We start from the raw sequence: 24,093 nt of genomic DNA, 5'->3' as shown, positions 1-24,093 counted from the left end.
GAGCTCGGGACGGGGACGGGCAAGAGCGACGCGTCAGGCCTTGGCGGTCGCGACCGCGGCCGGCTCCTGCGGCAGACGTCCGAGTTCCGCCGTCGGACGCCGGAAGGTCTCGCGTCCCGTCGCGATCGCGGTGGCGCTGATCGCGCACACCACGGCCGTGAAGATCGCGACACCGATCCAGTCGTCACGGCCGGAGCCGATCGCCGCCACCACGCTGGGGGCGAACCCGGCGACGGCGAACCCGATCTGCGTGCCGATCGCCATGCCGGACAGCCTGACCTCGGTGCTGAACATCTCGCCGTACAGCGACGGCCAGATGCCGTTGATCGCGGAGTAGGCCACGCCGAACAGCAGGATGCCGAGCGCGAACACCAGTCCGTACGCGCCGATGGAGATCGACCACAGGTAGGGGAAGATCAGCACGGCGCACGCGCCGCAGCCGGCGAGGAACACCGGTTTGCGGCCGACCCGGTCGGAAAGCCCTGCCAGCAACGGAATCGCGGCCAGGGCGACGACGTTGGCTAGGACGCCGACCCAGAGCATCGGCGTGCGCGCCAGGCCGATCGTGTTCACCGCGTAGCTCAGGGCGTAGACGGTGAAGATCGTGCTGACCGAGGCGATGGTGGCCGCGACGACGACGCGCAGGACATCGGCCCAGTGCGTCCGGAACAGCGTCGCGACCGGCAGCTTGGCCGGCTTGGTGCGCTTGAACTCAGCGGTCTCGTCGATCTTGCGGCGGATGACGAGGCCGACGACCACGACGACCGCGCTGCACCAGAACGGCACGCGCCATCCCCACGTCAGCAGGTCCTCCTGGGGGAGCGCGGCCACGGGCAGGAAGATCGCCGTGGCGAGGATCTGCCCTGCCTGCGTGCCGCTCAGGGTGAAGCTGGTGAAGTACGCCCGGCGGTGCTGCGGTGCGTGTTCCAGCGACATCGAGTTCGCGCCCGCCTGCTCACCCGAGGCCGAAAGTCCTTGCAGCAGGCGGAGAACGACGAGCATGACCGGTGCGAGGACGCCGGCGGTGTCGTAGGTGGGCAGGCAGCCGACGGCGAAGGTCGCCACGCCCATCAGCAGCAGCGTGAAGACGAGGACCTTCTTGCGGCCGAAGCGATCGCCGACGTGCCCGAGTACGAACGCGCCGAGCGGCCGGGCTGCGTAGCCGACGCCGAACGTGCCGAGGGCGAGCAGGGTTCCCGTCGCCGGATCGGCGGCCGGGAAGAAGACCTTGTTGAACACCAGCGCGGCGGCGGTGCCGTAGATGAAGAAGTCGTAGTACTCGAGGGCGCTGCCGATCCAGGCTGCCAGCGCAGTCTTGCGGGCCATCGATGTGGTCACGGCGTACTCCTATGTACGGCCTAGTTAGTTAATACAAGGTCGGATACGCCACCCCCGTGTGTCAAGGGTCAGATTTCAGCTGGTCAAGTAATTGATCAGCATGTCACCGAGCATGCGTCGGTGGTGGTCGCGGCGGCCGGGGTCGAGCATGTCCCGCCCGAAGATCGCGGCGAACGTGTGCCTGTTGGCGAGCCGGAAGACGCAGAACGAGCTGATCACCATGTGCACGTCGAGCGGGTCGGCGTCGGCGCGGAACCGCCCGGCGGCGCGGCCCCGTTCGAGGAGCTTCGTCAGGCCGTCGAGCGCCGGGTTCGCGAGGCCCGCCAGCACTTCCGAGCGGGCGATGTGCTCGGCGCGGTGGATGTTCTCGATGCTGACGAGCCTGATGAAGTCGGGGTGCGCCTCGTGGTGGTCGAAGGTCAGCTCCGCGAGCCGGCGGATGCCCTCCTCCGGTTCGAGGTGCTCGACGTCGACCTCGGCCTCCAGCGCCCGGATCGCCAGGTAGGCCCGCTCCAGCACAGCGATGTAGAGCTGTTCCTTGCCGCCGAAGTAGTAGTAGATCATCCGTTTGGTCGTGCTGGTGCGCTCGGCGATCTCGTCGACCCGTGCCCCTGTGTAGCCCTTGTCCGCGAACTCCCGCGTGGCCACTTCCAGGATGTCGGCGCGCGTGCGGTCCTTGTCCCGCTGGCGCTCGGCATCGGATGACGACGGTGCGGTCACCGAGCCCCCTTCGATCTGCGGATGACCAGCCAACTCTAGGGCCTGTGTCGAAGTTGGTCCGCGACAGCCGGGCCCGAGGCGGCCCCTGGCGGCACGGCCGGAGGGCCCACATACAACACCGGTATGCGGGCCCTCCGGCCGCACCACCAGGAACCACCTCAAGCGCGACTCTCATCGAACCAGACTTCGACACAGACCCTAGTCCAGCACTTCCTGACGGCGACTCGGTGCGCTAACGTGAACTCACTAGTTCGTACATTAATCGGGGAGGTCGGGTGGCCCACTACCTGATCGGGCTCATCGGTTCCGGCATCGGCCCGTCCCTCAGTCCGGCGCTGCACGAGCGCGAGGCCGCCGAGCTCGGACTGGGTTACTCCTACCGGCTTCTCGACCTCGACGTCATCGGGCTGCCGGTGGGCGACGTGCTGGCCGCGGCCAGGGCCGAGGGGTTCGACGGGCTCAACATCACCCACCCGGCGAAGCAGGCGGTCCTGCCGCACCTGGACGAGATCGTCCCGGAGGCGGCCGCGCTCGGCGCCGTCAACACCGTCGTCTTCGACCGCGGCAGGGCGATCGGCCACAACACCGACGCGACCGGTTTCGCCCGCAGCCTGAGCCGCGGTCTGCCGGACGCCGCGATGGCGAACGTCGTCCTGCTCGGAGCGGGCGGGGCGGGTGCCGCCGTGGCCCACGCCCTGTTGTCACTCGGCACCGGGCACCTCGGCGTGCACGACGTCGACGAGAGCCGCAGCGCGGGACTGGTGGCAGCGCTGGAAAGCAGGTTCGGAGCCGGCCGTGCCACTGTCTGCGCTCCCGAGGCGGTGCGCACCGCGGACGGCCTCGTCCACGCGACCCCCACCGGCATGGCCGCACATCCAGGCCTGCCGCTCGACGAGTCGTTGCTGCGCGGCGAACTCTGGGTCGCCGACATCGTCTACCGGCCGCTGGAGACCGGGCTCCTCGCCGCCGCACGGGCACGGGGCTGCCGGGTGCTGCACGGTGGCGGCATGGTCGTTCTCCAGGCCGCAGAGTCCTTGCGGCTGTTCACCGGCGTCGAGCCGGACGCCGGCCGGATGCTCGCGCACTTCGCGGAACTGGAAGGAGAACCGGCGCATGCGTCCTGACCCGCGCACCGCCATCGCCACCGTGTGCCTGTCCGGCACGCTGGACGACAAGCTGACCGCGGCCGCCGAGGCGGGCTTCGACGGCATCGAGCTCTTCGAGAACGACCTGCTCGCGGACCGCCGCACCCCTGCGGAGATCCGCAAGCGTTGCGCCGATCTCGGGCTGAGCATCGACCTGTACCAGCCCTTCCGCGACTTCGAGGCCGTACCGCCGGACGTGCTCGCCGCCAACCTGCGCCGCGCCGGGCAGAAGTTCGACGTCATGGCCGAACTGGGCGTCGACACCGTGCTGGTGTGCTCGTCGGTCTCGCCCGACGCCATCGACGACGACGATCTCGCGGCCGAGCAGCTGCACCTGCTCGCGACCCGCGCGGCCGAACGAGGTCTGCGCATCGCCTACGAGGCGCTCGCCTGGGGCAGGTACGTCAACGGCTACGAACACGCGTGGCGGATCGTGCGCCGCGCCGCCCACCCGTCCCTCGGCGTCTGCCTCGACAGCTTCCACATCCTGTCCAAAGGGGACGATCCCAGGGCCATCCGCGCGATCCCCGGCGAAAAGATCTTCTTCCTGCAGCTCGCCGACGCGCCGACGCTGCCGATGGACGTGCTCCAGTGGAGCCGCCACCACCGCCTCTTCCCCGGCCAGGGCGACTTCGACCTGACGACCTTCACCCGCAACGTCCTCGACGCCGGGTACCGCGGGCCGCTCTCGCTGGAGGTGTTCAACGACGTCTTCCGCCAGTCCGACCCGCACCGCGCCGCGGTCGACGCCATGCGGTCGCTGCTCAGCCTCCAGGACTCCCTGCGGCAGCTGGACGTTCCCGCCGCACCCGTCCCGGCCGGCTACGCCTTCGCCGAGGTCGTGGGGGAGTCGGGCCTCGCCCTGCTGGGCTTCACCCGCGAAGGCGTCCATCGCTCGAAGCCGGTGGAGCTGTGGACGCAGGGCGACGCACGCGTGCTCGTCAACGCGGAGGGCGAACCCGGCGCGATCGGCGCACTCGGCCTCTCCGTGCCGGATCCGGCCGCCGCGGCGCGGCGCGCGGAGGTCATGCTCGCGCCACCGTTGTCGCGGGCGACCGGCCCCGGCGAGGCGCCGCTGACCGCGATCGCCGCACCCGACGGGACCCAGATCTTCCTGTGCGCCGACGACGACTGGCTCGGCGACTTCGTGCCCACCGGTGAGTCGGCCCCGCAGGCCGGCATCACCGGCATCGACCACGTCGCGCTGACCCAGCCGTTCGACAACTTCGACGAGGCGGGCCTGTTCTACCGTTCGGTGCTGGGCCTGGAACCGGGAGCGACGGCGGAGTTCGCGGCGCCGTTCGGCCTGGTGCGCGGCCGCGGCGTGAGCGGCGGGGGTGTCCGCCTCACCCTGGACGCCGCGCTTGTCCGCCGGGGAGGCTGGGCGCCCGCCGTCGAAGAACCCCAGCACATCGCCTTCACCTGCGTCGACGCCGTCGAGTGCGCCAAGGCCCTCCGGCAGCTGGGCGCACGGCTGCTGGACATCCCCGGCAACTACTACGACGACCTCCTGGCGCGCACCGGTCTGCCGGCCGATCGCGTCCGCGCGCTGCGCGAGCAGTCGGTGCTCTACGACCGCGACGAGCGCGGCGAGTACCTGCACTTCTACACCGAGCTGGCCGGGGCGAGGGTGTTCTTCGAGGTGGTCCAGCGCATCGGTGACTACCGCGGGTTCGGCGTGGTGAACGCACCCGTCCGCATGGCCGCCCACCACGCCGTCCGGAACAGGGTGCGGTGACAGCCACAGGGGGCCAGGTCCACCCGGCCCCCTGTCCGCGATCGGTACCGGCTGACTAGGGCAGCACCTGCATGTTGGCCATCATCGCCATCGACGAGTGGTCGAAGAAGTGGCAGTGGAACGGGTACACGCCGGTGAACTCCGAGTCGAACTTGACCAGGATCTTCACGGTCTGCCCGGCGGGCACCCTGGCGGTGTCCTTCGGGTAGGCCTCCCACTCGCCCACCGGCTGCCCGGCCCGTTCCAGCACGCGGAACTGGACGAGGTGCAGGTGGATCGAGTGCGGGAAGTTGTACTGGCCGTCGTCGTTGACGACCTCCCAGAGCTCCGTCGTGCCGCGCTTGACGGTCAGGTCGATCCGCTTGGGGTCGTAGGCCTTCCCGTCGATCGCGTAGAACGTGTTCGTGGGGTCCCTGGCGAGCACGATCCGCCGCGTCACGGTGGGCGTGCCGAGGTCCTCGAGGTCGCGCAGCTTCGCCGGGACCACGCTGTCGTCCGCCACCACCGAGCCGGTGACCTCGAACCGGAGCAGCTGCCGCCCCGGGGTCTCCGGGCCGTTGAAGGTGTTCTCCAGGATCACGTTCGTGCCCGAGGGGAACTTGCTGAAGTCGATGACGATCTCGGCGCGCTCGGCCGGCCACAGCTCCACCTCCGGCCGGGTGACCGGACGTCCCAGCAGTCCGCCGTCCGAGGCGATCTGGATGACGTCCGAAGCGGGGTTCAGCGCCAGCCGCAACGGCCGCGAGTTGGCCGCGTTGATCAGCCGCAGCCGGTACTTGCGCCGCTTGACCTTGTGCGTCGGCTGGATCGCGCCGTTGACGAGGACCGTCTTGCGGTTGGCGAAGTCGTCCAGCTTCCAGACCAGCTGGCCGTCACCGTCGAACTGGGCGTCCCTGATCACCAGCGGGATGTCGAACTCGCCGCTGGGCAGCCTCAGCGCGTCGGTCTCCGAGTCGCTGATGATGTACGCGCCCGTCAGTCCTCTGTAGACCTGTTCGGCCTCCACGTGGTGGGCGTGGTCGTGGTACCAGAGTGTGGCCGCGGGCTGGGAGTTCGGGTAGTGGTACAGGCGGGACGCGCCGGGGTCGATCGTGTCGAGCGGGTGGCCGTCGCTCTCGGGGGCCACGTTCGCGCCGTGCAGGTGCACCGCCGCGGGCGTGGACATCTTGTTGGTGACCTTGACGACGGCCGCGCGGCCGCGGCGGGACCGGATGGTCGGGCCGGGGAAGCTGCCGTTGAAGGTGAGCACCCGCGTGTCGAGGCCGGGGAAGATCCGGGCCGTCGCCGGGGTGACCACCATTTCGTAGTGGTCGGCGCTGCGTGAGGACGTCACGGGCCTGAGCACGGGCGGAATCGGCAACGGCACCGAGAACGGCGTGACCACGGGCGGGTCGTCCGACAACGCCGACGCGAGCTGTTGCGCCGGCAGAACCATGCCGACCCCCGCGACCGCACTGAGTTTCAGGGCGTCTCTTCGGCTGAACATTCTTTCGGGCACCTTTCCGGAAACTCGGGAAACCCTCTTACGGAACACCGAAAAACAGAACGCCGACAATCGCGAAGACGAAGGTGTACTGGAGTACGACCACCGCGGCGGCGAGCGTGTTGGCGAAGGAGATCGCCGGACCGAGTGCCAGCGTCGCCACCAGCAGGGTCGCCGGCGCGGTGGCGACCGCCACCAGGAACGAGAACCCCAGCCGGGCCGCGACTCCGTCGGTCTGCCAGCGGAACCGCCGCACGGCGTACGCCACCAGGGCGACCGCGACGAGCATCAGGTGCATGCCCAGCACGGCCAGACCCGGATAGTTCGCGATCGCGTCGCCCGTGATGGGCGCGACCTGCCGGGACGTGCTGCTGTGCGAGTGTCCGCTGAGCCCTAGCTGGGTGGCGGTCGGAATGGAGTCCGTCGGCAGGAACAAAGCCTTCCCGCGCAACACCCACGCCATGAGCGCGGCACTGCCCAACGCGAACACGAGAACCAGTGGCACGCGCAACCGGATCGCCGGGCGCGTGGCAGCACCAGGCGTCAGGACCTCGGCCGACATCTTTCCCCCCAAGACGAAGTGTCCCTGCGGACGAACATATGCACCGGACCTAGAGGATCTCTAGCGGTGACATCGGGAGGACGGCGGTGGTGCCGGTGTCATTCGGATTTGCGATAATGGCGGTATGGAACGGCCCGCGGCGGAACTCACGGTCGGGCAGCTGTCCGATCGCAGTGGTGTACCCATTTCCGCATTGCGCTTCTACGAGCGGCAGAACCTGATATCCAGCCGCCGGACCGCCGGCAACCAGCGCCGCTACTCCCGCGACACGCTCCGCCGGGTAGCGCTGATCCGCATCGCCCAGCGCGTCGGGATCTCGCTCGCCGACGTCCGCGAGATGCTGTCGACGCTGCCCGACGACCGGGTGCCGTCCCGCGTGGACTGGCAGCGGATGTCGGAGCAGTGGCGGTCGGAGCTGGAGGAGCGGATCCACCGGTTGCGGCAGTTGCTCGACGAGTTCACCGAATGCGTCGGCTGCGGCTGCCTGTCGATCGACCGGTGCCTGCTCGCCAACCCGGACGACGTGCTGGGCGAGCAGGGCCCCGGCCCCAGGAGACTGGGCTAGATCGTCGCCAGCACCTCGCGGATCGCGCTGATCACCTTGTCCTGCACGTCCTCCGACAGCGACGCGTACATCGGCAGCGAGAAGATCTCGTCGGCCAGCCGTTCCGTCACCGGCAGCGAGCCGGTCTCGTAACCGAGGTGCGCGAAGCCGCTCATGGTGTGCACCGGCCAGCGGTAGCTGACGTTCAACATGATGTCGTACGCCTCCAGCCGCTCGATGATCTCGTCCCGCTTCGGGTGGCGGACCACGTAGAGGTAGTACACGTGGTCGTTGCCGGGCGTGATCGACGGCAGCACCAGCGACGTGTCGGCGAGGCCTTCCGCGTAACGGTCCGCCACCCGGCGGCGGGCCGCGAGGTACGAGTCGAACCTGGTCAGCTTGCGCCGCAGGATCTCCGCGTGCACCTCGTCCAGCCGCGAGTTGTGGCCCGGCGTGGACGTGACGTAGTACTGCTTCTCCATGCCGTAGTAGCGCAGCCGGCGCAGGTTCGCTTCGACCTGGTCGTCGTTGGTGATGGTCGCACCGCCGTCGCCGTACGCGCCCAGCACCTTCGTCGGGTAGAACGAGAACGCCGCCGCGTCGCCCATCGTGCCGGCCAGCCGGCCGTGGTGGCGGGCGCCGTGCGACTGCGCGCAGTCCTCCAGCAGGGCGAGGTCGTGCTTGGCCGCCAACGCTTCCAGCGGTGCCATGTTCACGCACTGGCCGTAGAGGTGCACGGGCAGCAGGCACTTCGTGCGCGAGGTGATGGCGGCCTCGACCTGGCTGGTGTCCATCAGGTAGTCGTCCGGCCTGATGTCCACGAACACCGGCGTGGCCCCGACCTGGTCGATCGCGATCACCGTCGGCGCCGCCGTGTTCGACACGGTGATCACCTCGTCGCCGGGGCCGACGCCCAGCGCGCGCAGGGCGAGCACGATGGCGTTGGTGCCGTTGTCACAACTGACGCAGTGCCGCACACCGTGGTAGTCGGCGTACTCGCGCTCGAACCCGCGCACGCTCTCACCGAGCACGAGCAGGCCGGACCGGAACACCGTGTCGACGGCGTCGAGGATGTCGTCGCGCTCCTGCTCGTATTCGGCCAGGTAGTCCCATACGCGCGTAGTCATTGCAGTGCCGCACCTTTCCCAGTCAGCTGATCGAAGTCGGTGAAGTCCCTGGCGCCGTGCAGCCACGACACCTCGTCGTGCAGGTCGGTCGCCGACAACGACGACAACATCTCGTCACGTGCCCTGGCCTCCACGCCAGCGGGGTGGAACAGTCGTGTGCCGATCTCGCGGGACACGTGCTGCGCGCGGGCGGTCCGGTCCCGGCGCACCGCGTTGTACTTCAACGCGCACGCGGCGAACTCGTCCGCGCCGCAGTCGAGCAGGTCGCCGAGAACGACCGCGTCCTCCAGTGCCTGGCAGGCGCCCTGCGCCGCGTACTGGAGCATCGGGTGGGCCGCGTCGCCGAGCAGCACGACCCGGCCGTCGGTCCAGCCGGGCACGGGGTCCCGGTCGCACAGAACCCAGGTGCGCCAGCCCTTTCCCAGTTCGAGCAGGCGCCGCGCGGGCTCGCTCAGCACCGGGAACCGGGCGTGCACGTGCGCGGTCTCGACGGGTTCGCCGACGACGACCTCCGTGGCGGCGTCGTCGCGGGTGATCGCCATGTTGAAGAACCGGCCGTTGCCGATCGGGTAGTGCACCAGGTGCCACTTCGGTCCCGCCCACAGCGTGACCGTGTTCGACCGCAGCTCCGGGGGCACCTCGGACATCGGGATGACGCACCGGTAGATGGTGTGGCCGGAGACGCGGGGCGCGCCGTCGCCGACCAGTTGCCGCCGGACCGCGGACCGGATGCCGTCCGCGCCGACCAGCAGGTCCGCGCTGAGCCGCGCACCGGAGGCGAGGACGGCCGTGACGCCGGCGGAGTCCTGTTCGTAGGCGGTGACCTGGCTGTCGGTGCGCAGTTCGATGTTGTCGTGGTCCCGGCACGCGGACAGCAACGGCTGGTACAGGTCACCGCGTTGCACGACCGCGTACGGGTTGCCGAACCGCTGCCGGTACTCACCGGTCAACGGCATGCTCGTGATGCGTTCGCCGGTGGTGCCGTCCATGAGCCGCAGCTCGTCGATGTACACGGCCGTGGCCCGCACGTCCGCGCCCACACCGAGCAGGTCCAGCGCGTGGAACGCGTTGGGAGCCAGCTGGATGCCGGCGCCCAGCTCGGTGAACTCGCGGTTGCGTTCGGCGACGAGCACCTGGTGGCCGTGCCGCGCGATGCTCAACGCGGCCGCCAGTCCACCGATCCCACCGCCGGCGACGAGGATGTTCGCCATCTGCCCTCCTCTCAGCGGCCGACGAGTTCGACCAGAAGTTCACGGATGATGGACAGGCCGTCCTTGCTCAGCACGGACTCGGCGTGGAACTGCAGCGACCGGAAACCGTTGCCGCGCAACGCGTGCACCTCGCCGGTGTGCTCGTCCCTGCTGACCTCGACGACGCGCCCGTCGCAGTCCACCTTGTCCTGGTCGCAGAGCGCGGCGAAGCTGTTGTAGAACCCGACCCGCACGCGCCGGCCGAACAGGTCGATCTCCCGCCCGGCGCCCTGGTTCGGCACGGGCCTGCGGTGCAGCGGGAACCCGAGCAGCCGGCTGAGCACCTGGTGGCTCAGGCACACAGAGAGGAACGGCCGGTCCTCGTCGAGCAGGTGCCGGATGGTCGCGGTCAGCGCCCGGATGCGGGGGTCGTTGTCGTCGTACGGGTCACCCGGCCCCGGGCCCATCACCACCAGGTCGTGCTCCTCCACCGCGTACGGCTCGTCGAACCGCGCGATGGTCACCGTCAGCCCGAGCGACCGCAGCAGGTGGCCGAGCATCGACGTGAACGTGTCCTCGGCGTCGACGACCAGCACCGTGCGGCCGGCCAGTTCCGGCACGTCGTGGGTCTGCGGCCGCAGCCAGTGGCCGGCCACGCGTTCGTTGCGCTGCCCCAACGCCCGCAGCACCGACGGGTCGCGGCCGAACGTCCCCACGCCCGGTGAGCTGAACGCGGCGAGCAGCCCGGCCGCCTTCGCCCTCGTCTCGGCCGCCTCCGACTCCGGCCGGGAGTGCCGGACCAGCGTCGAGCCGACACCGATCCGCATCCGGCCGGCCGGGTCGATGTCGGCGGTCCGGATCAGGATCGCCGAGTCCATCGTCCGTTCTCCGGCGGCGTCCCGGCCGATCAGCGCGGCCACCCCGCTGTAGTAGCCGCGGCCGTCGGGTTCGTAGCGGCTGATGATCCGGCACGCGTTCTCCAGCGGGCTGCCGGTGACCGTCGGCGCGAACATGGTCTCGCGCAGGACGTCGCGCACGTCGAGCGAGGTGTCGCCCTCGATGAGGTACTCGGTGTGCGCGAGCCGGGTCATCTCCTTGAGGTACGGCCCGTGGACCCGCCCGCCGGTCGCGCACACCCGGCCCATCATCTTGAGCTCCTCGTCGACGACCATGAACAGCTCGTCGGTCTCCTTGGCGTCGCCCAGGAAGTCGAGCACGTCCGGCAGGGTCGGCCCGGTCGGCGGGTAGCGGTACGTCCCGCTGATCGGGTTCATCACCGCCGTGCCACCGGCCACGCTGACGTGCCGTTCCGGGCTGGCGCCGACCAGCGTGCGCTGTCCGGTGTGGACGACGAACGTCCAGTAGGTGCCCGACTCCAGCCGGGCCAGCCGGCGGAACAGGGTGAGCGCGCTGTGCGTCGAGTAGCCGGTGATGTCCGCGACGAACGAGCGCTTGATGACGAAGTTCGAGCCCTCGCCGTGGCCGATCTCCTGCCCGACGACCTGTCTGGCGATCTCGGCGTACCCGTCGTCGTCGACGTCGAACTCCCCGCCGGTCATCGCGATCGGCACCTCCGGCAGCCGGGGCAGCGCCTCGGCCAGCGGCAGCACCTCCTGCCCGGTCACCTCCAGCACCAGCAACGGGGTGCCGTCGTCCACGCAGCTGTAGCCGCGTTCCGCGATCTGCCGGTAGGGCATGAGCACCAGCACCTCGTGCCCCGGCCCGGTGGCGGTCAGCGGCACGTCCGCCAGAGTGTCCACTGAGGACACTTCGCCGACGATGACGTCCAGGCTGTCCGGGTCGGTGCCGCGGCGGTGCAGCAGGGCGAACGGAGGTGGGTCGGCGGCGGTGACCAGGTCGAGCAACCCGGTCATGCCACCGCCTCCACGGCGTCCAACGTGCTGAGCACGTCCGAGGTCGTGGTCACCATGGCGCTGCGCTCTGCCGCGTACGACAGCGCCATCCGGTGGTACTCCTCGGAGAAGTCCGCGATCGCGTCGGCCACCAGGAACGCCTGGACGTCCTCGGACATCGCGTCCACAGTGGTCATCAGCAGTCCGACGTGCGCGTACACCCCGCAGCAGATGAGCTGGTCACGGCCCGCGGCCCGCATCCGCGCCAACAGGTCCGTGCGGCAGAACGCGCTGTAGCGCCACTTGGTCAAGACCCAGTCCTGCGGCCGCGGCGCGACCTCGGCCACCACGTCCCGGTGCACCGGGTCCCTGGACATCCCGGAGCCCCAGAAGTCCCGCAGCAGACCGCGTTGTTCCGCGGTCATGTCACCGGGCTGGGCGGTGTACGCCACCGGGATGCCGAGGGCGGCGCAGCTCTCCCGGATCCGGGCGGTGTTGGCGACCAGGTCGGTCAGCGGCGTCTCGCCCTGGGGGAAGAACCGCAGGAAGTAGTGCTGCATGTCGTGGACCAGCAGCACCGCCCTGGCCGGGTCGATCCGCCAGTCCACGGTGTTGGCCGGGAGCGCGTCGGCGGCGGGCATCGGGTAGGGGACGATGGCGGGAATGGGCATGGGGAAGAACCTCGCAGGGGTCAGACGCCGAGCGTGGCGCCGCCGTCGACGGTGAGATCGTGCATGGTCACGTGCGCGGCCTGGTCGGACAGCAGGAACAGCACGGCGTTGGCCACGTCGGCCGGCCGGGCCAGTTTGCGCAGCGGGATTCCGACGCGGTACGCGTCGAGCTTGCCCTCGATGGACGTCGCGGTCGCGTCGTCGCCGTTCCACAGAGCGCGCAGCATCGGGGTGTCGGTGGAGCCGGGCGCCACCAGGTTGCAGCGGATGCCGTAGCGGGCGACCTCCAGGCCGAGGCACTTGGTGAACATCGTCGACGCCGCCTTGGACGCGGCGTACGCGCCCATCCCGACCCGCGCGGTCGACGCCGAGTTCGACGCGACCGTCACGATCGCGCCCGTGCGGCGCGGCACCATCCGCCTGGCCACCGCGCGGGAGGTGAAGAAGACGCCGTTGGTGTTGACCTGGAACGTCCGCGTCCAGTCCTCTTCGGACAGTTCGGTCACCTGGCCGACGCGCAGCACGCCGGCCGCGTTGACCAGGTAGTCGATCGGCCCGAGCTCCCGCTCGATCCGGTCGACGACGGCCTCCACCTCGGCGCTGGAGGTCACGTCGGCCGCGAAGCCGTGCACCAGCAGGTCCTCGCCGCGGAGCTTCTCGACGGAGTCGCGCAGCTGGCCGGCGTCGTTGTCGACGGCCGCGACCGCGAGGCCCTGCAGGGCGAGCGCGCGTGCGATCTCCACGCCCATGCCGCCCGCGGCTCCGGTGACCACGGCCGTCCGTCCACCCAGTTCGGTCATGTTCCGCTCCTATTCGGGCCAGGCGGACACGACTTCGACCGCCTGGGCCACGTTCAGACGTGGATCGCACAAACTCGTGTAGGGACCGTTGATCGCCTCGTGCACGTGGTCCGGGCCCGCGACGCACTCGGTCACGTGGTCGGGGGTGGCCTCCAGGTGCAGGCCGCCGGCGACCACGCCCTCCCGCGCCATGACCTCGGTGAACCGCTCCACCTCGGCGATGACCGTGGCCACGTACCGGGTCTTGAGGCCGCCGGCGAGCTGGACGGTGTTGCCGTGCATCGGGTCGCACATCCAGATCACCGGGTGCCCGGCCTCGCGGACCGCCCCGGCGAGCCGCGGCAGCCGGGTGGCGACCGAGTCCGAACCCATCCGGGCGATGAGCGTGAGCCTGCCGGGTTCCCGGTTCGGGTCCAGCCGCGCGCACAGGCCGAGCAGGTCGTCGACGGTCATGCCGGGGCCGACCTTGCACGCCACCGGGTTGACCACTGTGGACAGCACGGTCACGTGCGCGCCGTCGAGCTGGCGGGTCCGTTCGCCGATCCACGGCCAGTGCGTCGACGACAGCAGCACGCCGTCGGCGTCCTCGCGCAGCATCGGCACCTCGTAGTCGAGCAGCAGTGCCTCGTGGCTGGTCCAGACCGTCGGTTCGGTGCCGTTGCGGGCCCGGATCGCGTCCATCGCCGTGCTCGCCGCCCAGTACCCGGACAGCAGTCGTTTCGGGTCGGGCCGGCGCAGTTCAGGGTCGGGATCGGGGCTGTTGACCATGTGCCCGCGGTAGACCGGGATCTGCCGGCCGCCGACGATCTCGACCGGCTGCGAGCGGGGTTTGCCGAACTGGCCGGCGATCCGGCCGACCCGCAGCACCGGCCGTCCGGACTTGAGCATCAGCACGTCGGCGAGGATGTCGAGCAACGCGGTCTTGCGCTCGACGTGTCTGGACGTGCACTCGGTGGGGTCCTCCGCGCAGTCGCCCGCCTGGAGCACCTGGTACTCGCCCGCGACGACGCCGGCGAGCAGGGTGCGCAACCTGCGCACCTCGGCACTCGTGACCAGGCCTGGCAGGTCGGTGAGCTCCTCCCTCACCTGGGCGAGCAGCGCGGTGTCCTCCCAGGCGGGCTGCTGGTGGGCGGTCGGCAGGGTGGCCGTCAGACGTTCCACTTGATCACCTTGTTGTCCGCAGGAGCGGCTTCCACCAGCCCGGGTTCTCCCGGTACCACCGGACGACACCGCTCAGTCCGTCGTCGAATGACCATCGGGGGGCGTATCCCAGCTCCGACCGGATCTTCGAGTCGTCGATGGCGTAGCGCAGGTCGTGGCCCAGGCGGTCCTCGACGTGCCGCACCATGCGCCAGTCCGCGCCGCACAGGTCGAGCAGCCGCGCGGTCATCTCCTTGTTCGACAACTCCGTGCCGCCGCCCACGTTGTAGACCTCGCCCGCCCGGCCGTTCGTCAGCACCAGGTGCACGGCCCGGCAGTGGTCGTCGACGTGCAGCCACTCGCGGACGTTCACGCCCTCGCCGTAGAGCGGCACGGGCTCACCGGAGAGCAGGTTGGTGACGAACCGGGGGATGAGCTTCTCGACGTGCTGGTACGGCCCGTAGTTGTTGGAGCAGCGGGTGATCCGGACGTCGAGGCCGTGGGTCCGCCAGTACGCCAGTGCCACCAGGTCGGAGGCCGCCTTCGAGGCGGCATAAGGCGAGTTGGGTGCCACCGGCTCGGCCTCGGTCCACCGGCCGGTGCCGATCGAGCCGTACACCTCGTCCGTGGACACGTGCACGACGGTCCGCACGCCCGCCGCTTTTGCCGCCGTCAGAACACTTTGCGTGCCTTCCACGTTGGTCCGCATGAACGCCAGCGGCCCGTCGATCGAACGGTCCACATGCGACTCCGCCGCGAAGTGGACGACGGCTTCGTGGCCGGCCATCACGCGGGCCAGCATCGGGCCGTCGCAGATGTCCCCGACGACGAACGTGAGCCGCGGGTGGTCCATCGGCAGGTTGGCGGTCGAGCCGGCATAGGTCAGCTTGTCCACGACGGTGACCTCGGCGCCCTCGCAGCCGGGATAACCGTCGTCGAGCAGGGTGCGCACGTAGTGCGAGCCGATGAACCCGGCCGCACCCGTGACCAGGATCCGCATCAGGCCGCCACCTCGGCCGAGGCGTGGTCCCCGATGACGAGGCTGTGCTGCTCGCCGGTGGCCGACACCCGCGCCCACCTGCCGATGATCGAGCCGCGGAGCTCGCGCACGCCGTTGACGTCCGAGCCCTCCAGCAGGATCGAGTCCTCGACGTGCGAGTCGGTCACCACGCACCCGTTGCCCACGGAGGTCGACGGGCCGAGGTAGCTGCCGGTGATCACACTGCCCGCGCCCACCACCAGCGGTCCGACCAGCCGGGACCGGGTGACCACGGCGCCGGCTTCGACCACCACGGTGCCGAACGTCGTGGACTCGGCGTCGACGTCGCCGTGCACGGCGGGCGTGATCCGTTCCAGCAGCGCGCGGTTGCACTCCAGCAGTTCGTCGGCGCTGCCGGTGTCCTTCCAGTAGCCGGTGTACTCCTCGGCGGTCACCAGCTTTCCGCCGTCCACCATGACCTGGAGGGCGTCGGTGATCTCCAGCTCGCCACGCGCGCTCGGGCGCAGGTCGCGCACGGCGTCGTGGATGGCCGCGGTGAAGAAGTACACGCCGACGATCGCCAGGTCGCTGCGGGGCACGGCCGGTTTCTCGGCCAGCGCGCGGACCACGTGGTCGCGGTCGATCACGGCGACGCCGTACTGCCGCGGGTCCGGAACCTTCACCACGAGCAGCTGCGCGTCGGGGCGGCGCTGCTCGAACGTGGCCGCCGCCGCGGTGATCCCGTCGGCGAGCACGTTGTCGCCCAGGTACATCACGAAGTCGTCGTCGCCGAGGAAGTCCTGGGCGACCTGGACGCAGTGCGCGAGGCCGAGCGGTTGTTCCTGGTGGATGTACGTCACGCGCAGACCCAGGTCGGAACCGTCGCCGATGGCGGCCCGGATGTCGGCCGCCCGGTCGCCGACGACCACGCCGACCTCCTCGACGCCGATCTGCCGGATGTTCTCTAGACAGTGCTGGAGAACCGGTTTGTTGGCGACCGGGACCAGCTGCTTGGCCATGGAGTGGGTGAACGGACGCAGTCGCGTGCCCAACCCTCCGGACAGCACCAGCGCTTTCATCGGTGACCCTTTCGCTCTTCGCATGTGGTTACCGGAACTCACGATGCACGAGGCGCAACGCGGGCAGTTCGAGGCGACTTAAAGGCTCGCCAGGAAAACGGCCGGAGAATCCGAATCCAGTGGCGTGACTCAGAACGCTGGCGGTGCATCCGCGCTCAGCAGGGCACCTCGCGGCACCGCCCTCACGCCCCCGTACAACCAGTACGAGGACGTGGAGGCGGCACCACGATGCACCCGTCTGACCACGAATGCACCGGCAACGGTCCGAGCCACGCCACTAGCTCGCCTCTAGCAACTCGTTCTCGTCCCACTAACTCCGTGGCCGATGCTGGGAGACACGTGGTCGCGGCCGCCCCGGCGTGCCGTCGAGTGGACGATCTGACGGAGGAAACCCTTGTGTTCCAGCGAATAGCGGATTTCCACGAATGGTTCGCCGAGCGCAGGGCCGCGAGCGCCTGTTCGGTGACCCGCGCCCGTCTGGACCAGCTCGACGGCTGGCACATCCAGCAGGGCACGGGCACGATCCAGCACCACAGCGGGAAGTTCTTCGCGGTGGACGGGCTGGAGATCAGCACCGACCACGCGTCCGTCAGCTCGTGGACCCAGCCCATCATCATCCAGCCGGAGTCCGGGATCCTCGGCATTCTGGTGAAGCGGTTCCACGGCGTCCCGCATTTCCTGATGCAGGCGAAGGTCGAACCGGGGAACATCGGGCTGTTGCAGCTTTCCCCGACCGTGCAGGCCACCCGCAGCAACTACACGCGGGTGCACAAGGGAAAAGCGGTTCCCTACCTGGAGTACTTCCAGGCGCCCCGGCGCGGCCGGATCCTGTCCGACGTGCTGCAGTCCGAGCAGGGTTCGTGGTTCCTGCACAAGCGCAACCGCAACATGATCATCGAGATCACCGACGACGTCGAGGTCCTGGAGGACTTCTGCTGGCTCACGGCGGCGCAGCTCGGTGAGCTGTTGCGCTGGGACCACGTCGTCAACATGGACTCGCGCACCGTCCTCGCCGGGTGGCCGCTCGCCGAGACCCACTGGGGCCGCGACGCCGCCATCGACCGGGACCAGCTGTCGGAACTGCTGAGCTGGTTCACCGAGGCCAAGTCGCGCTACCAGCTCACCCGCCAGCGCATCCCGCTGACGAACGTGAAGAACTGGATCATCTCGCCGGAGCGGATCGTCCACGAGAACGACGCCTACTTCGCCATCGTCGGCGTGGACGTGAAGGGCGCCGGCCGGGAGGTCGCCGGCTGGTCCCAGCCGATGATCGAACCGCGTCACCCCGGCGTGGTCGCGTTCGTGACGCGGCACGACGGCGACGAGCCCCGCGTCCTCGTGCACGCCCACACCCAGGCCGGCACGCACGACGTGGTCGAGATGGCGCCGACCGTGCAGTGCGCGCCCGGCAACTACGAGGACACCCCGCCGGACCGGCGACCGTCCTTTCTGGACTACGTGCTGTCCGCCGGTCGCGAGCGGGTCCTGTTCGACGCGCTGCACTCCGAGGAGGGCGGCCGGTTCTACCAGGCGGAGAACCGCTACCTCGTCGTCGAGGCGGGTCCGGACCTCCCGGAGGAGACCGGGCCGGACTTCGCCTGGATGACCCTGTCGCAGCTCGCCGAGCTGGCCCGGTACGGCAACTACGTCAACGTCGAGGCGCGCAACCTGCTGGCCTGCCTGTTGTTCACCTGAAACCCACTCGAGGAAACACCATGATGATCAGCCTGAACAAAGTGAACGTGACCGGCTGCCCGGCCGACGAGTACGAGCGGGTCTACAAGCAGGCCAGCGACTACATGGCCACCCAGCCCGGCCACATCAGCCAGCTGTTCCTGCGCTCGGAGAACCACCCCGGCACGTACTTCGCGGTCGCGTTGTGGGAGAGCGTCGAGCACTACACCGCGCTGGCCGGCATCGACGAGCTCGTGGCGATCTTCGACCAGGTGATCTCGCTGAACGACCCGGACGCGGCGGACGGTGACAAGATCACGGTCGAGCACCACAAGCCCGAGGTGGTGTACGCGGAGAACACCCTGCCCGACCACCCGACCGGCGCGATGGTGTGCGTCAACCGGATCTCCGTCACCGGCATCTCCCCCGAGGAGTACGAGCGGGTGTACCGGGAGGGCAGCGACTACATGGCCCGCCGGCCCGGTCACATCCGGCACAAGCTGGTCCGCTCGACGACCGAGCCGGACGTGTACTTCAGCATCGCCGAGTGGACCGACGTCGAGGCCTACCGCGCCCTGGACGAGCTGGACGAGCTGACCGCGATCTTCGCGCAGGTCAACGACAAGATCGAGATCGAGAACCACGAGTGCGTCGTGCGGGGGGACAAGTGAAGGTCGGCGTCAGCCACACCACGTTCACCGAGGACGACGGCACGGTCGCCGATCCCGTCGCGGTGGCGCGGTTCGTCGAGGACCTCGGCCTGGACTCGTTCTGGGTCAGCGACCACCTCGCCTGGGACACCCCGATCCTGGACAGCGTGCTGACGCTCACCGCGGCCGCCGCCGTCACCGAGCGGATCGAGGTCGGGTTCGCCGTCCTGCAGCTGGCCCTGCGCCGCCTGGCGTGGATCGCCAAGCAGGTCGGGACCCTGCAGACCATCTCGCACAACCGCGTCAACCTCGGCGTCGGCGTCGGTGGTCACCCGCACGAGGAGTGGGCGTCCGCCGGGATGTCCCTGGCCGACCGGGGCAGGCGGACCGACGACGCGCTGCGCGTCCTGCCCGCTCTGCTGGCGGGGGAGACGGTCGCGCTGCCCGACGTGGACGGCGCCCCGGTCACGCTCACACCGCCGGCGCCGATGCCCCCGGTGTGGGTGGGCGGTGGCTCGCCGGCCGCGTTGAAACGCGCTGCCGCCTTCGGTGACGGCTGGCTGCCCGCTGCGGTCACCCCGGACCAGATCAGGGCCGGGCAGGCCACCCTGCGCGAGCTGACCGAACAGGCTGGGCGCCCCACCGTCCGCACCGGCGTGTCCATCTTCGCGACGCTCGACGCGCACGTCGGCGGGATGAGCCGCGAGGCGCTGGTCGACCTGTGCGCAGGCGGCTTCGGCTTCCCCCGTGACCACGCCGACGCGGTCGTGCTCGGCGGCAAGCCGGCCGAGGTCGCCGAACGGCTGGCCGAACACGCCGAGCTCGGCGCCGAGCACGCGATCCTGGTGCCGTTCGGCGGTTCGTGGCGGCGGCAGTGCGAACTGCTCGCCGAGGCCAGGTCCCTGCTGCAGGAAGGCGAGGAGTCCTGATGCGCGCGATGAAGTCCCTGGCGCTGGTTCCGGTGGCGATCATGCTCACCCTGTCCGGTTCCGCCGCGGCGGGAGGTCCGGCCGTCCGGTACGCGGAGGGCGGCTTCGACGTCACCAGCTACACGAGCACCCCGTACAAGCAGCTGCCGGACGGCGCGAGCCTGAGCCACCTGAGCATCGTGGACCGCTTCCACGGTGACATCCAGGGTCACGCCACCGCCGAGGCGGAGCTGTTCAGCCGCGCCGACGGGTCCACCCGGGACACCGGGTTCATCCACGTGCAGGGCACGCTGGCCGGCAAGTCCGGTGGGTTCGTCATCGAGACGGCCGGTTCGTTCGACGGGAAGAACGTGTCGAGCGTCTGGACGATCGTGCCGGGCTCCGGCAGCGGCGAGCTGAAAGGCCTGCGCGGCAAGGGCACCGAGACGGCGGAGAAGATCGGCGAGGAGTTCGTCGCCAAGTACCGCCTCGGCTACTACTTCGAGTGAGAGCGGAGGACACGTGCTCGTCGAGGACGTCGTCAGCTACCTGGAGATGAAGTCGCCGGAGGAACTGCGCCCGGCGCGGGACCGCGGCGCCGAGGTCGAGTTGCGAGAAGTGTCCGATGTGGACACGATCAGGGCCGTCCACGACCGCGTGGCCGGCCCGTACGGCTGGATGTCGCTCGCCTGGACGGCCGAGAAGTGGCGGGAGTCCCTGGACCGGCCCGGGGTGCGGACGTGGGTGCCGCGGATCGACGGCGCCGACGCCGGGTTCGCGTTGCTGTGCTTCGACCCCGGCGGGGACGTCGAGATCGACTTCTTCGGCCTGGCACCGGAGTTCACCGGCCGCGGGCTGGGCGGCCACTTCCTGACCGTCGTCACGCGGACGGCGTGGGAGGCGGGTGCGACGAGGGTGTGGCTGCGGACGTCCTCGCACGACCACCCGTACGCGAAGGCCAGTTATGAAGCTCGCGGGTTCCGGTTGTTCAAGACCGAAACCCGCGAGCGGGAGCTCGTCACACCGTAGAGCGTTCCGGGTGCTGCTGTGCCGTGTCGTCAGTGCGGCGCAGCAGCACCTTCACCAGCACCAGCGCCAGAACCCCGGCGAGACCGGCCATCCACCACAGCACGACGTGCAGGCCGCTGGTGTAACCGGGTTCCGCGAGCCTGCCGCCGGTCATCGTGGCCAGCACGGCGCCCGCGACGGCGATGGCGATGGTCTCCAGCGCGAGGCGCACCGTGTTGAACATCCCGGCGCCGGTCCCGGCACGCGCGGGATCCACGCTGCCGATCGCGACCCCGTCGATCAACCCGGTCGAGATTCCGAACCCGGCACCGATGACGAGCAGCGGTCCCGCGATCGACAGCACCGACGACCCCGGCCCGATCACGGTCAGCCAGGCCGCGCCGACGCCGACCAGGGCGACCGCGAGCACCACGACCCCCTGCGGGGGAACGACCTTGGTGACCAGCGGCGCCACCGGCGGCAGCAGCAGCGTCAGCCCGGTCAGCAGCACCAGCACGACGCCCGCCTCACCCGTGGACATGCCCAGCACCTTGGTGAAGTAGGACGGCAGGTACACGATCAGCGGCAACGGCACCGACACGATCATCGCGCCGGCCAGCGAGATCCCGATGAACTTGCCGTTGCGCAGCAGGGCGAGGTCGAACATCGGCTGGGCCTGGCGCCGTTCCACGACGACGAACGCCGCCAGCAGCACGACCGACCCGGCGAACGCGACGAGCACCGCGGGCGACGCCCAGCCCCACGCCGGTCCCTGCACGAACGCGGCGATCAGCAGCAGCAACGCGAGCGTGAACGTCGCCGTCCCGGCCCAGTCGACCTTGCGGGAGCCCGGTTCCTTCGACTCCGGCAGCATCGGGACGAGGCAGAGCACGATCACGCACGCGAGCGCGGGCCCGGCGAACACGGCCCGCCACCCGAAGCCCTCGACGAGCAGGCCGGCGACGGTCGGCCCGAACGCGAGGCCCACGCCCAGCGCCGTGCCGAAGTAGCTGAAGGCCCGAATCCGGGCCCTGCCGGTGAAGGCGGACGCGAGGATGGCGGCCGAACTGGCGGCCGCGGCGGCCGCGCCGATGCCGGCGAGCACGCGCAGGACGTCGAGCATCACGACGTTCCACGACAGCGCGCTCAGCACGCCACCGGCGGCGAAGATGGAGACACCGGTGGCGAACACCCGCCGCCGGCCGAACATGTCGGCCATCGACCCGGTGGCCAGCATGAAGCTCGCGAAGCAGGCGATGTAGCCGTTCACCACCCACTGCACGGCGGGCAGGTCGGCGTTCAGGTCGGTGGCGATGTCGGGCAACGCCACCGACGCGCCGGTCAGCGTGATCGGTAGCGAGAGGCTGGAGAGCAGGACGGCCACGAGGACGACTGCCGGGTTGTTTCGCACGTTTCCCCTTGTTCAACGCGGTAGTGCCTGGGCATGCGGGACGCGGATGAAGCCCGTTGCGTCTCCAGCGTGCAACCTCAACCATTGTTCAGGTCAAGCCCCTGTCGAGCCTCGATCAAGCCCCTGTGTGCCGGCCCTAGCGTCGTGACCATGACACCGACGTTCACCACCATCGGCCTGGTCGTCGCCGACATGGCAGCGGCCGCGGCGTTCTACGAGCGACTGGGCCTGAAGTTCGGCGATGACGACGACAACCACCGGGAGTGCGAGCTGGCCGGGGCGGTGAAGCTGACCCTCGACACCGAGGCGGCGATCAGGTCCTTCACGCCGGACTGGACCCGCGCGACCGGCAGCTCCCGCGTCAGCCTGGCGTTCCAAGTGGACTCTCCAGAGGCTGTCGACGAGGTCGTGGCGGAGCTCGCCGCGGGCGGTGCGGTGGTCACCAGGCCGCCGTGGGACACCTTCTGGGGTCAGCGGTACGCCTCGGTGAGCGACCCGGACGGCAACGAGGTCGACGTCTACGCCACCCTGCCCCAGTAGTACGACGGAAGGGACGAGGCCGGCTGCCGGCCTCGTCCCTTCCGCGTGTCAGACCCGTTCGTGCGCAACGGTCCTGCGCGTCCCGAGCAGCGTGTGCACCACCACCGCCGCCACCAGGCAGATGCCGGCGACGATCCACAACGCCACCCGCCAGGCATCGGTGAACTGCTCGGCCAGCACCGCGGGGTCCCCGCCGGTGAGCTCGCCGGCGGCGATCTCGTTCGCCAGCTCGGCGGACCCGACCCTGGTCTGGATCAACGCGATGAGCGCGGTGCCGAACACGGCGATCACCAGCGCCTCACCGGCGTTGCGGATCGTGTTGAGGAAGCCCGCGGCCATGCCCAGCCGCGCCGGGTCGACCTGGTTCATCGCCTGCGCGTCGGTGATGCCGAAGGAGATGCCCAGCCCGATGCCGACCGACAGCAGCGGCCCGATCAGCTCGCTCACGCCGATGCCGGGGTGCAGCACGGTCAGCCACGCGTTGCCGCCCGCCACCAGCAGCAGCGCGGAGGTCATCAGCCAGCGCGCGGACACGCCGTGGTTCACGAGCCAGCCGCCGGCCATCGGGATCACCAGGATGGGCAGCGTGAGCATCAGCATGGTCAGGCCCGCTTCCTGGGCGGTGGCACCGTCCACGCCCTGGAAGTAGGTGGGCAGGAACACCAGGATGCCCACGAACCCGACCGAGGTGGACACCGTTCCCAGGCACCAGCCGATGAACTTCGCGTTGCGCACCAGGGAGAGGTCGAGCACCGGGAACGCCTGCCTGCGCTCGACCACCACGAACACCACCAGCAGCACCACGCCCGCGACGAGCCCGAACGTGCCGCCCCAGCCGCCCTGCGGACTCTGGATCAGGCCGAACATCAGCAGGCCGAGACCGAGCACGAACGTGACCACACCCGCCCGGTCCACCTTCGGCCGTTCCGCCGACCGCGACTCGGCCACGAACAACGTGCCCAGCAGGATCGCCACGCCGATGACCACGTACGACACGAAGCTGGCGCGCCAGCCCAGCTCGGTGACGAGCCACCCGGACAGGAACGGGCCGGTCACCACGCCCGCGCCGCCCGTGGTTCCCATGGCCGCGAACGCCTTCGTCCTGGCGCTGCCGTCGAACGTGACGGCGAGGATCGCGCCACCACTGGCCATCACGCCGCCCGCGCCGATGCCGGCCACCGCCCGCGCGAGGTCCAGCACCACGATGTCCTGCGCCAGCGCGCACACCAGCGAACCGCCGGCGAACAACATCGTCGTGAGCACGAACACCCGCTTGCGGCCGAACAGGTCCGACAACGACCCGCACACCAGGGTGAACGCGGACAGCGCCAGGTTGTACGCGGAGATCACCCACTGCAGCGCGGCACCGCTCGCGTCGAGCTCGGCGCCGATCCGGGGCACCGCGACACCGGCGCCCGAGATCGACATGGCCACGGCGAACACACCCACGAGCACGACCGCCAGGGTGAGAGCGGGGCTCGACCGCCTGGTCAACGTGTCGGGAACAGCACTCATACGGCTCTCCTAGGCAGG

The 24,093-nt window shown here is 70.0% G+C and carries 23 protein-coding genes; 9 read left to right on the top strand and 14 right to left on the bottom strand.

All coding sequences use genetic code 11. The features are described from left to right. Nucleotides 1–33 precede the first annotated feature (33 nt). Nucleotides 34–1,338 (bottom strand): MFS transporter, encoded by a 1,305-nt coding sequence (locus tag SK571_RS27130; RefSeq protein WP_319986912.1) that lies wholly within the window; start codon nt 1,336–1,338, stop codon nt 34–36. A 75-nt stretch (nt 1,339–1,413) separates the two neighbouring features. Next, nucleotides 1,414–2,058: a TetR/AcrR family transcriptional regulator gene (locus tag SK571_RS27125; protein WP_319986911.1), complete on the bottom strand. Its 645-nt coding sequence runs from the start codon at nt 2,056–2,058 to the stop codon at nt 1,414–1,416. Between the two features lie 275 nt (nt 2,059–2,333). Between SK571_RS27125 and SK571_RS27120 the strand changes: the two genes are divergently transcribed. Then, nucleotides 2,334–3,182, top strand: coding sequence for a shikimate dehydrogenase (locus SK571_RS27120; protein ID WP_319986910.1), 849 nt, complete (start codon nt 2,334–2,336; stop codon nt 3,180–3,182). Continuing rightward, the gene (locus tag SK571_RS27115; RefSeq protein WP_319986909.1) at nt 3,172–4,941 is read left to right on the top strand and encodes a sugar phosphate isomerase/epimerase and 4-hydroxyphenylpyruvate domain-containing protein; all 1,770 of its coding nucleotides are present in this window, start codon (nt 3,172–3,174) and stop codon (nt 4,939–4,941) included. Before SK571_RS27120 ends, SK571_RS27115 begins: the two co-directional genes overlap by 11 nt. A gap of 55 nt (nt 4,942–4,996) precedes the next feature. Here the strand turns inward: SK571_RS27115 and SK571_RS27110 are convergent, their stop codons facing one another. Beyond that, on the bottom strand, nt 4,997–6,427 hold the full coding sequence (locus tag SK571_RS27110) for a multicopper oxidase family protein (protein WP_319986908.1): 1,431 nt from the start codon (nt 6,425–6,427) through the stop codon (nt 4,997–4,999). A gap of 37 nt (nt 6,428–6,464) precedes the next feature. Further along, the gene (locus SK571_RS27105; RefSeq protein WP_319986907.1) at nt 6,465–6,986 is read right to left on the bottom strand and encodes a hypothetical protein; all 522 of its coding nucleotides are present in this window, start codon (nt 6,984–6,986) and stop codon (nt 6,465–6,467) included. Between the two features lie 124 nt (nt 6,987–7,110). Between SK571_RS27105 and soxR the strand changes: the two genes are divergently transcribed. Next, nucleotides 7,111–7,551, top strand: coding sequence for a redox-sensitive transcriptional activator SoxR (gene soxR, locus SK571_RS27100; protein WP_319986906.1), 441 nt, complete (start codon nt 7,111–7,113; stop codon nt 7,549–7,551). Here soxR and SK571_RS27095 read toward each other — a convergent pair. From SK571_RS27095 to SK571_RS27060, 8 genes are read right to left on the bottom strand one after another with little or no spacing between them, the layout of a single operon-like run. Next, nucleotides 7,548–8,657, bottom strand: coding sequence for a DegT/DnrJ/EryC1/StrS family aminotransferase (locus SK571_RS27095; RefSeq protein WP_319986905.1), 1,110 nt, complete (start codon nt 8,655–8,657; stop codon nt 7,548–7,550). The two genes, soxR and SK571_RS27095, sit on opposite strands and share 4 nt — an antisense overlap. Beyond that, nucleotides 8,654–9,868, bottom strand: a complete 1,215-nt coding sequence (locus tag SK571_RS27090; protein ID WP_319986904.1) for a 3-hydroxybenzoate 6-monooxygenase — start codon at nt 9,866–9,868, stop codon at nt 8,654–8,656. The genes SK571_RS27095 and SK571_RS27090 overlap by 4 nt, the downstream gene beginning before the upstream one ends. An 11-nt stretch (nt 9,869–9,879) precedes the next feature. Next, nucleotides 9,880–11,721 carry an anthranilate synthase family protein gene (locus SK571_RS27085; protein WP_319986903.1) on the bottom strand — a complete coding sequence of 614 codons (1,842 nt, stop codon included), beginning with the start codon at nt 11,719–11,721 and terminating at the stop codon, nt 9,880–9,882. Further along, a complete protein-coding gene (locus tag SK571_RS27080) occupies nt 11,718–12,371 on the bottom strand; it encodes an isochorismatase family protein (RefSeq protein ID WP_319986902.1) in 654 nt (217 codons plus the stop codon). Before SK571_RS27080 ends, SK571_RS27085 begins: the two co-directional genes overlap by 4 nt. Before the next feature lie 20 nt (nt 12,372–12,391). Continuing rightward, nucleotides 12,392–13,171, bottom strand: coding sequence for a 2,3-dihydro-2,3-dihydroxybenzoate dehydrogenase (locus SK571_RS27075; RefSeq protein ID WP_319986901.1), 780 nt, complete (start codon nt 13,169–13,171; stop codon nt 12,392–12,394). Nucleotides 13,172–13,180: 9 nt separating this feature from the next. Continuing rightward, complete coding sequence (locus tag SK571_RS27070; RefSeq protein WP_319986900.1) at nt 13,181–14,332, bottom strand: 3-deoxy-7-phosphoheptulonate synthase; 1,152 nt, start codon at nt 14,330–14,332, stop codon at nt 13,181–13,183. 4 nt (nt 14,333–14,336) lie between these two features. Continuing rightward, on the bottom strand, nt 14,337–15,311 hold the full coding sequence (gene rfbB, locus SK571_RS27065; protein ID WP_319986899.1) for a dTDP-glucose 4,6-dehydratase: 975 nt from the start codon (nt 15,309–15,311) through the stop codon (nt 14,337–14,339). Then, nucleotides 15,311–16,369, bottom strand: coding sequence for a glucose-1-phosphate thymidylyltransferase (locus SK571_RS27060; RefSeq protein ID WP_319986898.1), 1,059 nt, complete (start codon nt 16,367–16,369; stop codon nt 15,311–15,313). The genes rfbB and SK571_RS27060 overlap by 1 nt, the downstream gene beginning before the upstream one ends. 369 nt (nt 16,370–16,738) lie before the next feature. Between SK571_RS27060 and SK571_RS27055 the strand changes: the two genes are divergently transcribed. The 5 genes from SK571_RS27055 to SK571_RS27035 are packed head-to-tail and all read left to right on the top strand — an operon-like array spanning nt 16,739 to nt 20,630. Continuing rightward, nucleotides 16,739–18,064: an NDP-hexose 2,3-dehydratase family protein gene (locus SK571_RS27055; protein WP_319986897.1), complete on the top strand. Its 1,326-nt coding sequence runs from the start codon at nt 16,739–16,741 to the stop codon at nt 18,062–18,064. A 20-nt stretch (nt 18,065–18,084) separates the two neighbouring features. Next, nucleotides 18,085–18,714: an antibiotic biosynthesis monooxygenase family protein gene (locus tag SK571_RS27050; RefSeq protein ID WP_319986896.1), complete on the top strand. Its 630-nt coding sequence runs from the start codon at nt 18,085–18,087 to the stop codon at nt 18,712–18,714. Next, entirely contained in the window at nt 18,711–19,622 is a 912-nt protein-coding gene (locus tag SK571_RS27045; RefSeq protein WP_319986895.1) for an LLM class flavin-dependent oxidoreductase, read from the top strand. Before SK571_RS27050 ends, SK571_RS27045 begins: the two co-directional genes overlap by 4 nt. Further along, nucleotides 19,622–20,110, top strand: a complete 489-nt coding sequence (locus SK571_RS27040) for a DUF3224 domain-containing protein (RefSeq protein ID WP_319986894.1) — start codon at nt 19,622–19,624, stop codon at nt 20,108–20,110. The genes SK571_RS27045 and SK571_RS27040 overlap by 1 nt, the downstream gene beginning before the upstream one ends. A gap of 13 nt (nt 20,111–20,123) precedes the next feature. Continuing rightward, complete coding sequence (locus SK571_RS27035; protein WP_319986893.1) at nt 20,124–20,630, top strand: GNAT family N-acetyltransferase; 507 nt, start codon at nt 20,124–20,126, stop codon at nt 20,628–20,630. Here the strand turns inward: SK571_RS27035 and SK571_RS27030 are convergent. Further along, nucleotides 20,620–22,020, bottom strand: coding sequence for an MFS transporter (locus SK571_RS27030; protein WP_319986892.1), 1,401 nt, complete (start codon nt 22,018–22,020; stop codon nt 20,620–20,622). The two genes, SK571_RS27035 and SK571_RS27030, sit on opposite strands and share 11 nt — an antisense overlap. Nucleotides 22,021–22,170: 150 nt before the next feature. On the opposite strand from SK571_RS27030, the gene SK571_RS27025 reads away from it, so the two are divergent. Further along, nucleotides 22,171–22,560, top strand: a complete 390-nt coding sequence (locus tag SK571_RS27025; protein WP_319986891.1) for a VOC family protein — start codon at nt 22,171–22,173, stop codon at nt 22,558–22,560. 48 nt (nt 22,561–22,608) lie between these two features. Here the strand turns inward: SK571_RS27025 and SK571_RS27020 are convergent, their stop codons facing one another. Continuing rightward, a complete protein-coding gene (locus tag SK571_RS27020) occupies nt 22,609–24,075 on the bottom strand; it encodes an MFS transporter (protein WP_319986890.1) in 1,467 nt (488 codons plus the stop codon). Nucleotides 24,076–24,093 lie beyond the last annotated feature (18 nt).

Source organism: Lentzea kristufekii (assembly GCF_033949925.1).
Taxonomy (GTDB): domain Bacteria; phylum Actinomycetota; class Actinomycetes; order Mycobacteriales; family Pseudonocardiaceae; genus Lentzea; species Lentzea kristufekii.
This window is presented reverse-complemented; position numbering and strand designations above follow the sequence as displayed.

Coding starts and splice junctions, on each gene's coding strand:
- SK571_RS27050 (WP_319986896.1), top strand. CDS start 18,085: ATGATGATCAGCCTGAACAAAGTGAACGTGACCGGCTGCCCGGCCGAC.
- SK571_RS27090 (WP_319986904.1), bottom strand. CDS start 9,868: ATGGCGAACATCCTCGTCGCCGGCGGTGGGATCGGTGGACTGGCGGCC.
- SK571_RS27110 (WP_319986908.1), bottom strand. CDS start 6,427: ATGTTCAGCCGAAGAGACGCCCTGAAACTCAGTGCGGTCGCGGGGGTC.
- SK571_RS27080 (WP_319986902.1), bottom strand. CDS start 12,371: ATGCCCATTCCCGCCATCGTCCCCTACCCGATGCCCGCCGCCGACGCG.
- SK571_RS27060 (WP_319986898.1), bottom strand. CDS start 16,369: ATGAAAGCGCTGGTGCTGTCCGGAGGGTTGGGCACGCGACTGCGTCCG.
- SK571_RS27115 (WP_319986909.1), top strand. CDS start 3,172: ATGCGTCCTGACCCGCGCACCGCCATCGCCACCGTGTGCCTGTCCGGC.
- SK571_RS27040 (WP_319986894.1), top strand. CDS start 19,622: ATGCGCGCGATGAAGTCCCTGGCGCTGGTTCCGGTGGCGATCATGCTC.
- SK571_RS27105 (WP_319986907.1), bottom strand. CDS start 6,986: ATGTCGGCCGAGGTCCTGACGCCTGGTGCTGCCACGCGCCCGGCGATC.
- SK571_RS27020 (WP_319986890.1), bottom strand. CDS start 24,075: ATGAGTGCTGTTCCCGACACGTTGACCAGGCGGTCGAGCCCCGCTCTC.
- soxR (WP_319986906.1), top strand. CDS start 7,111: ATGGAACGGCCCGCGGCGGAACTCACGGTCGGGCAGCTGTCCGATCGC.
- SK571_RS27075 (WP_319986901.1), bottom strand. CDS start 13,171: ATGACCGAACTGGGTGGACGGACGGCCGTGGTCACCGGAGCCGCGGGC.
- SK571_RS27025 (WP_319986891.1), top strand. CDS start 22,171: ATGACACCGACGTTCACCACCATCGGCCTGGTCGTCGCCGACATGGCA.
- rfbB (WP_319986899.1), bottom strand. CDS start 15,311: ATGCGGATCCTGGTCACGGGTGCGGCCGGGTTCATCGGCTCGCACTAC.
- SK571_RS27095 (WP_319986905.1), bottom strand. CDS start 8,657: ATGACTACGCGCGTATGGGACTACCTGGCCGAATACGAGCAGGAGCGC.
- SK571_RS27085 (WP_319986903.1), bottom strand. CDS start 11,721: ATGACCGGGTTGCTCGACCTGGTCACCGCCGCCGACCCACCTCCGTTC.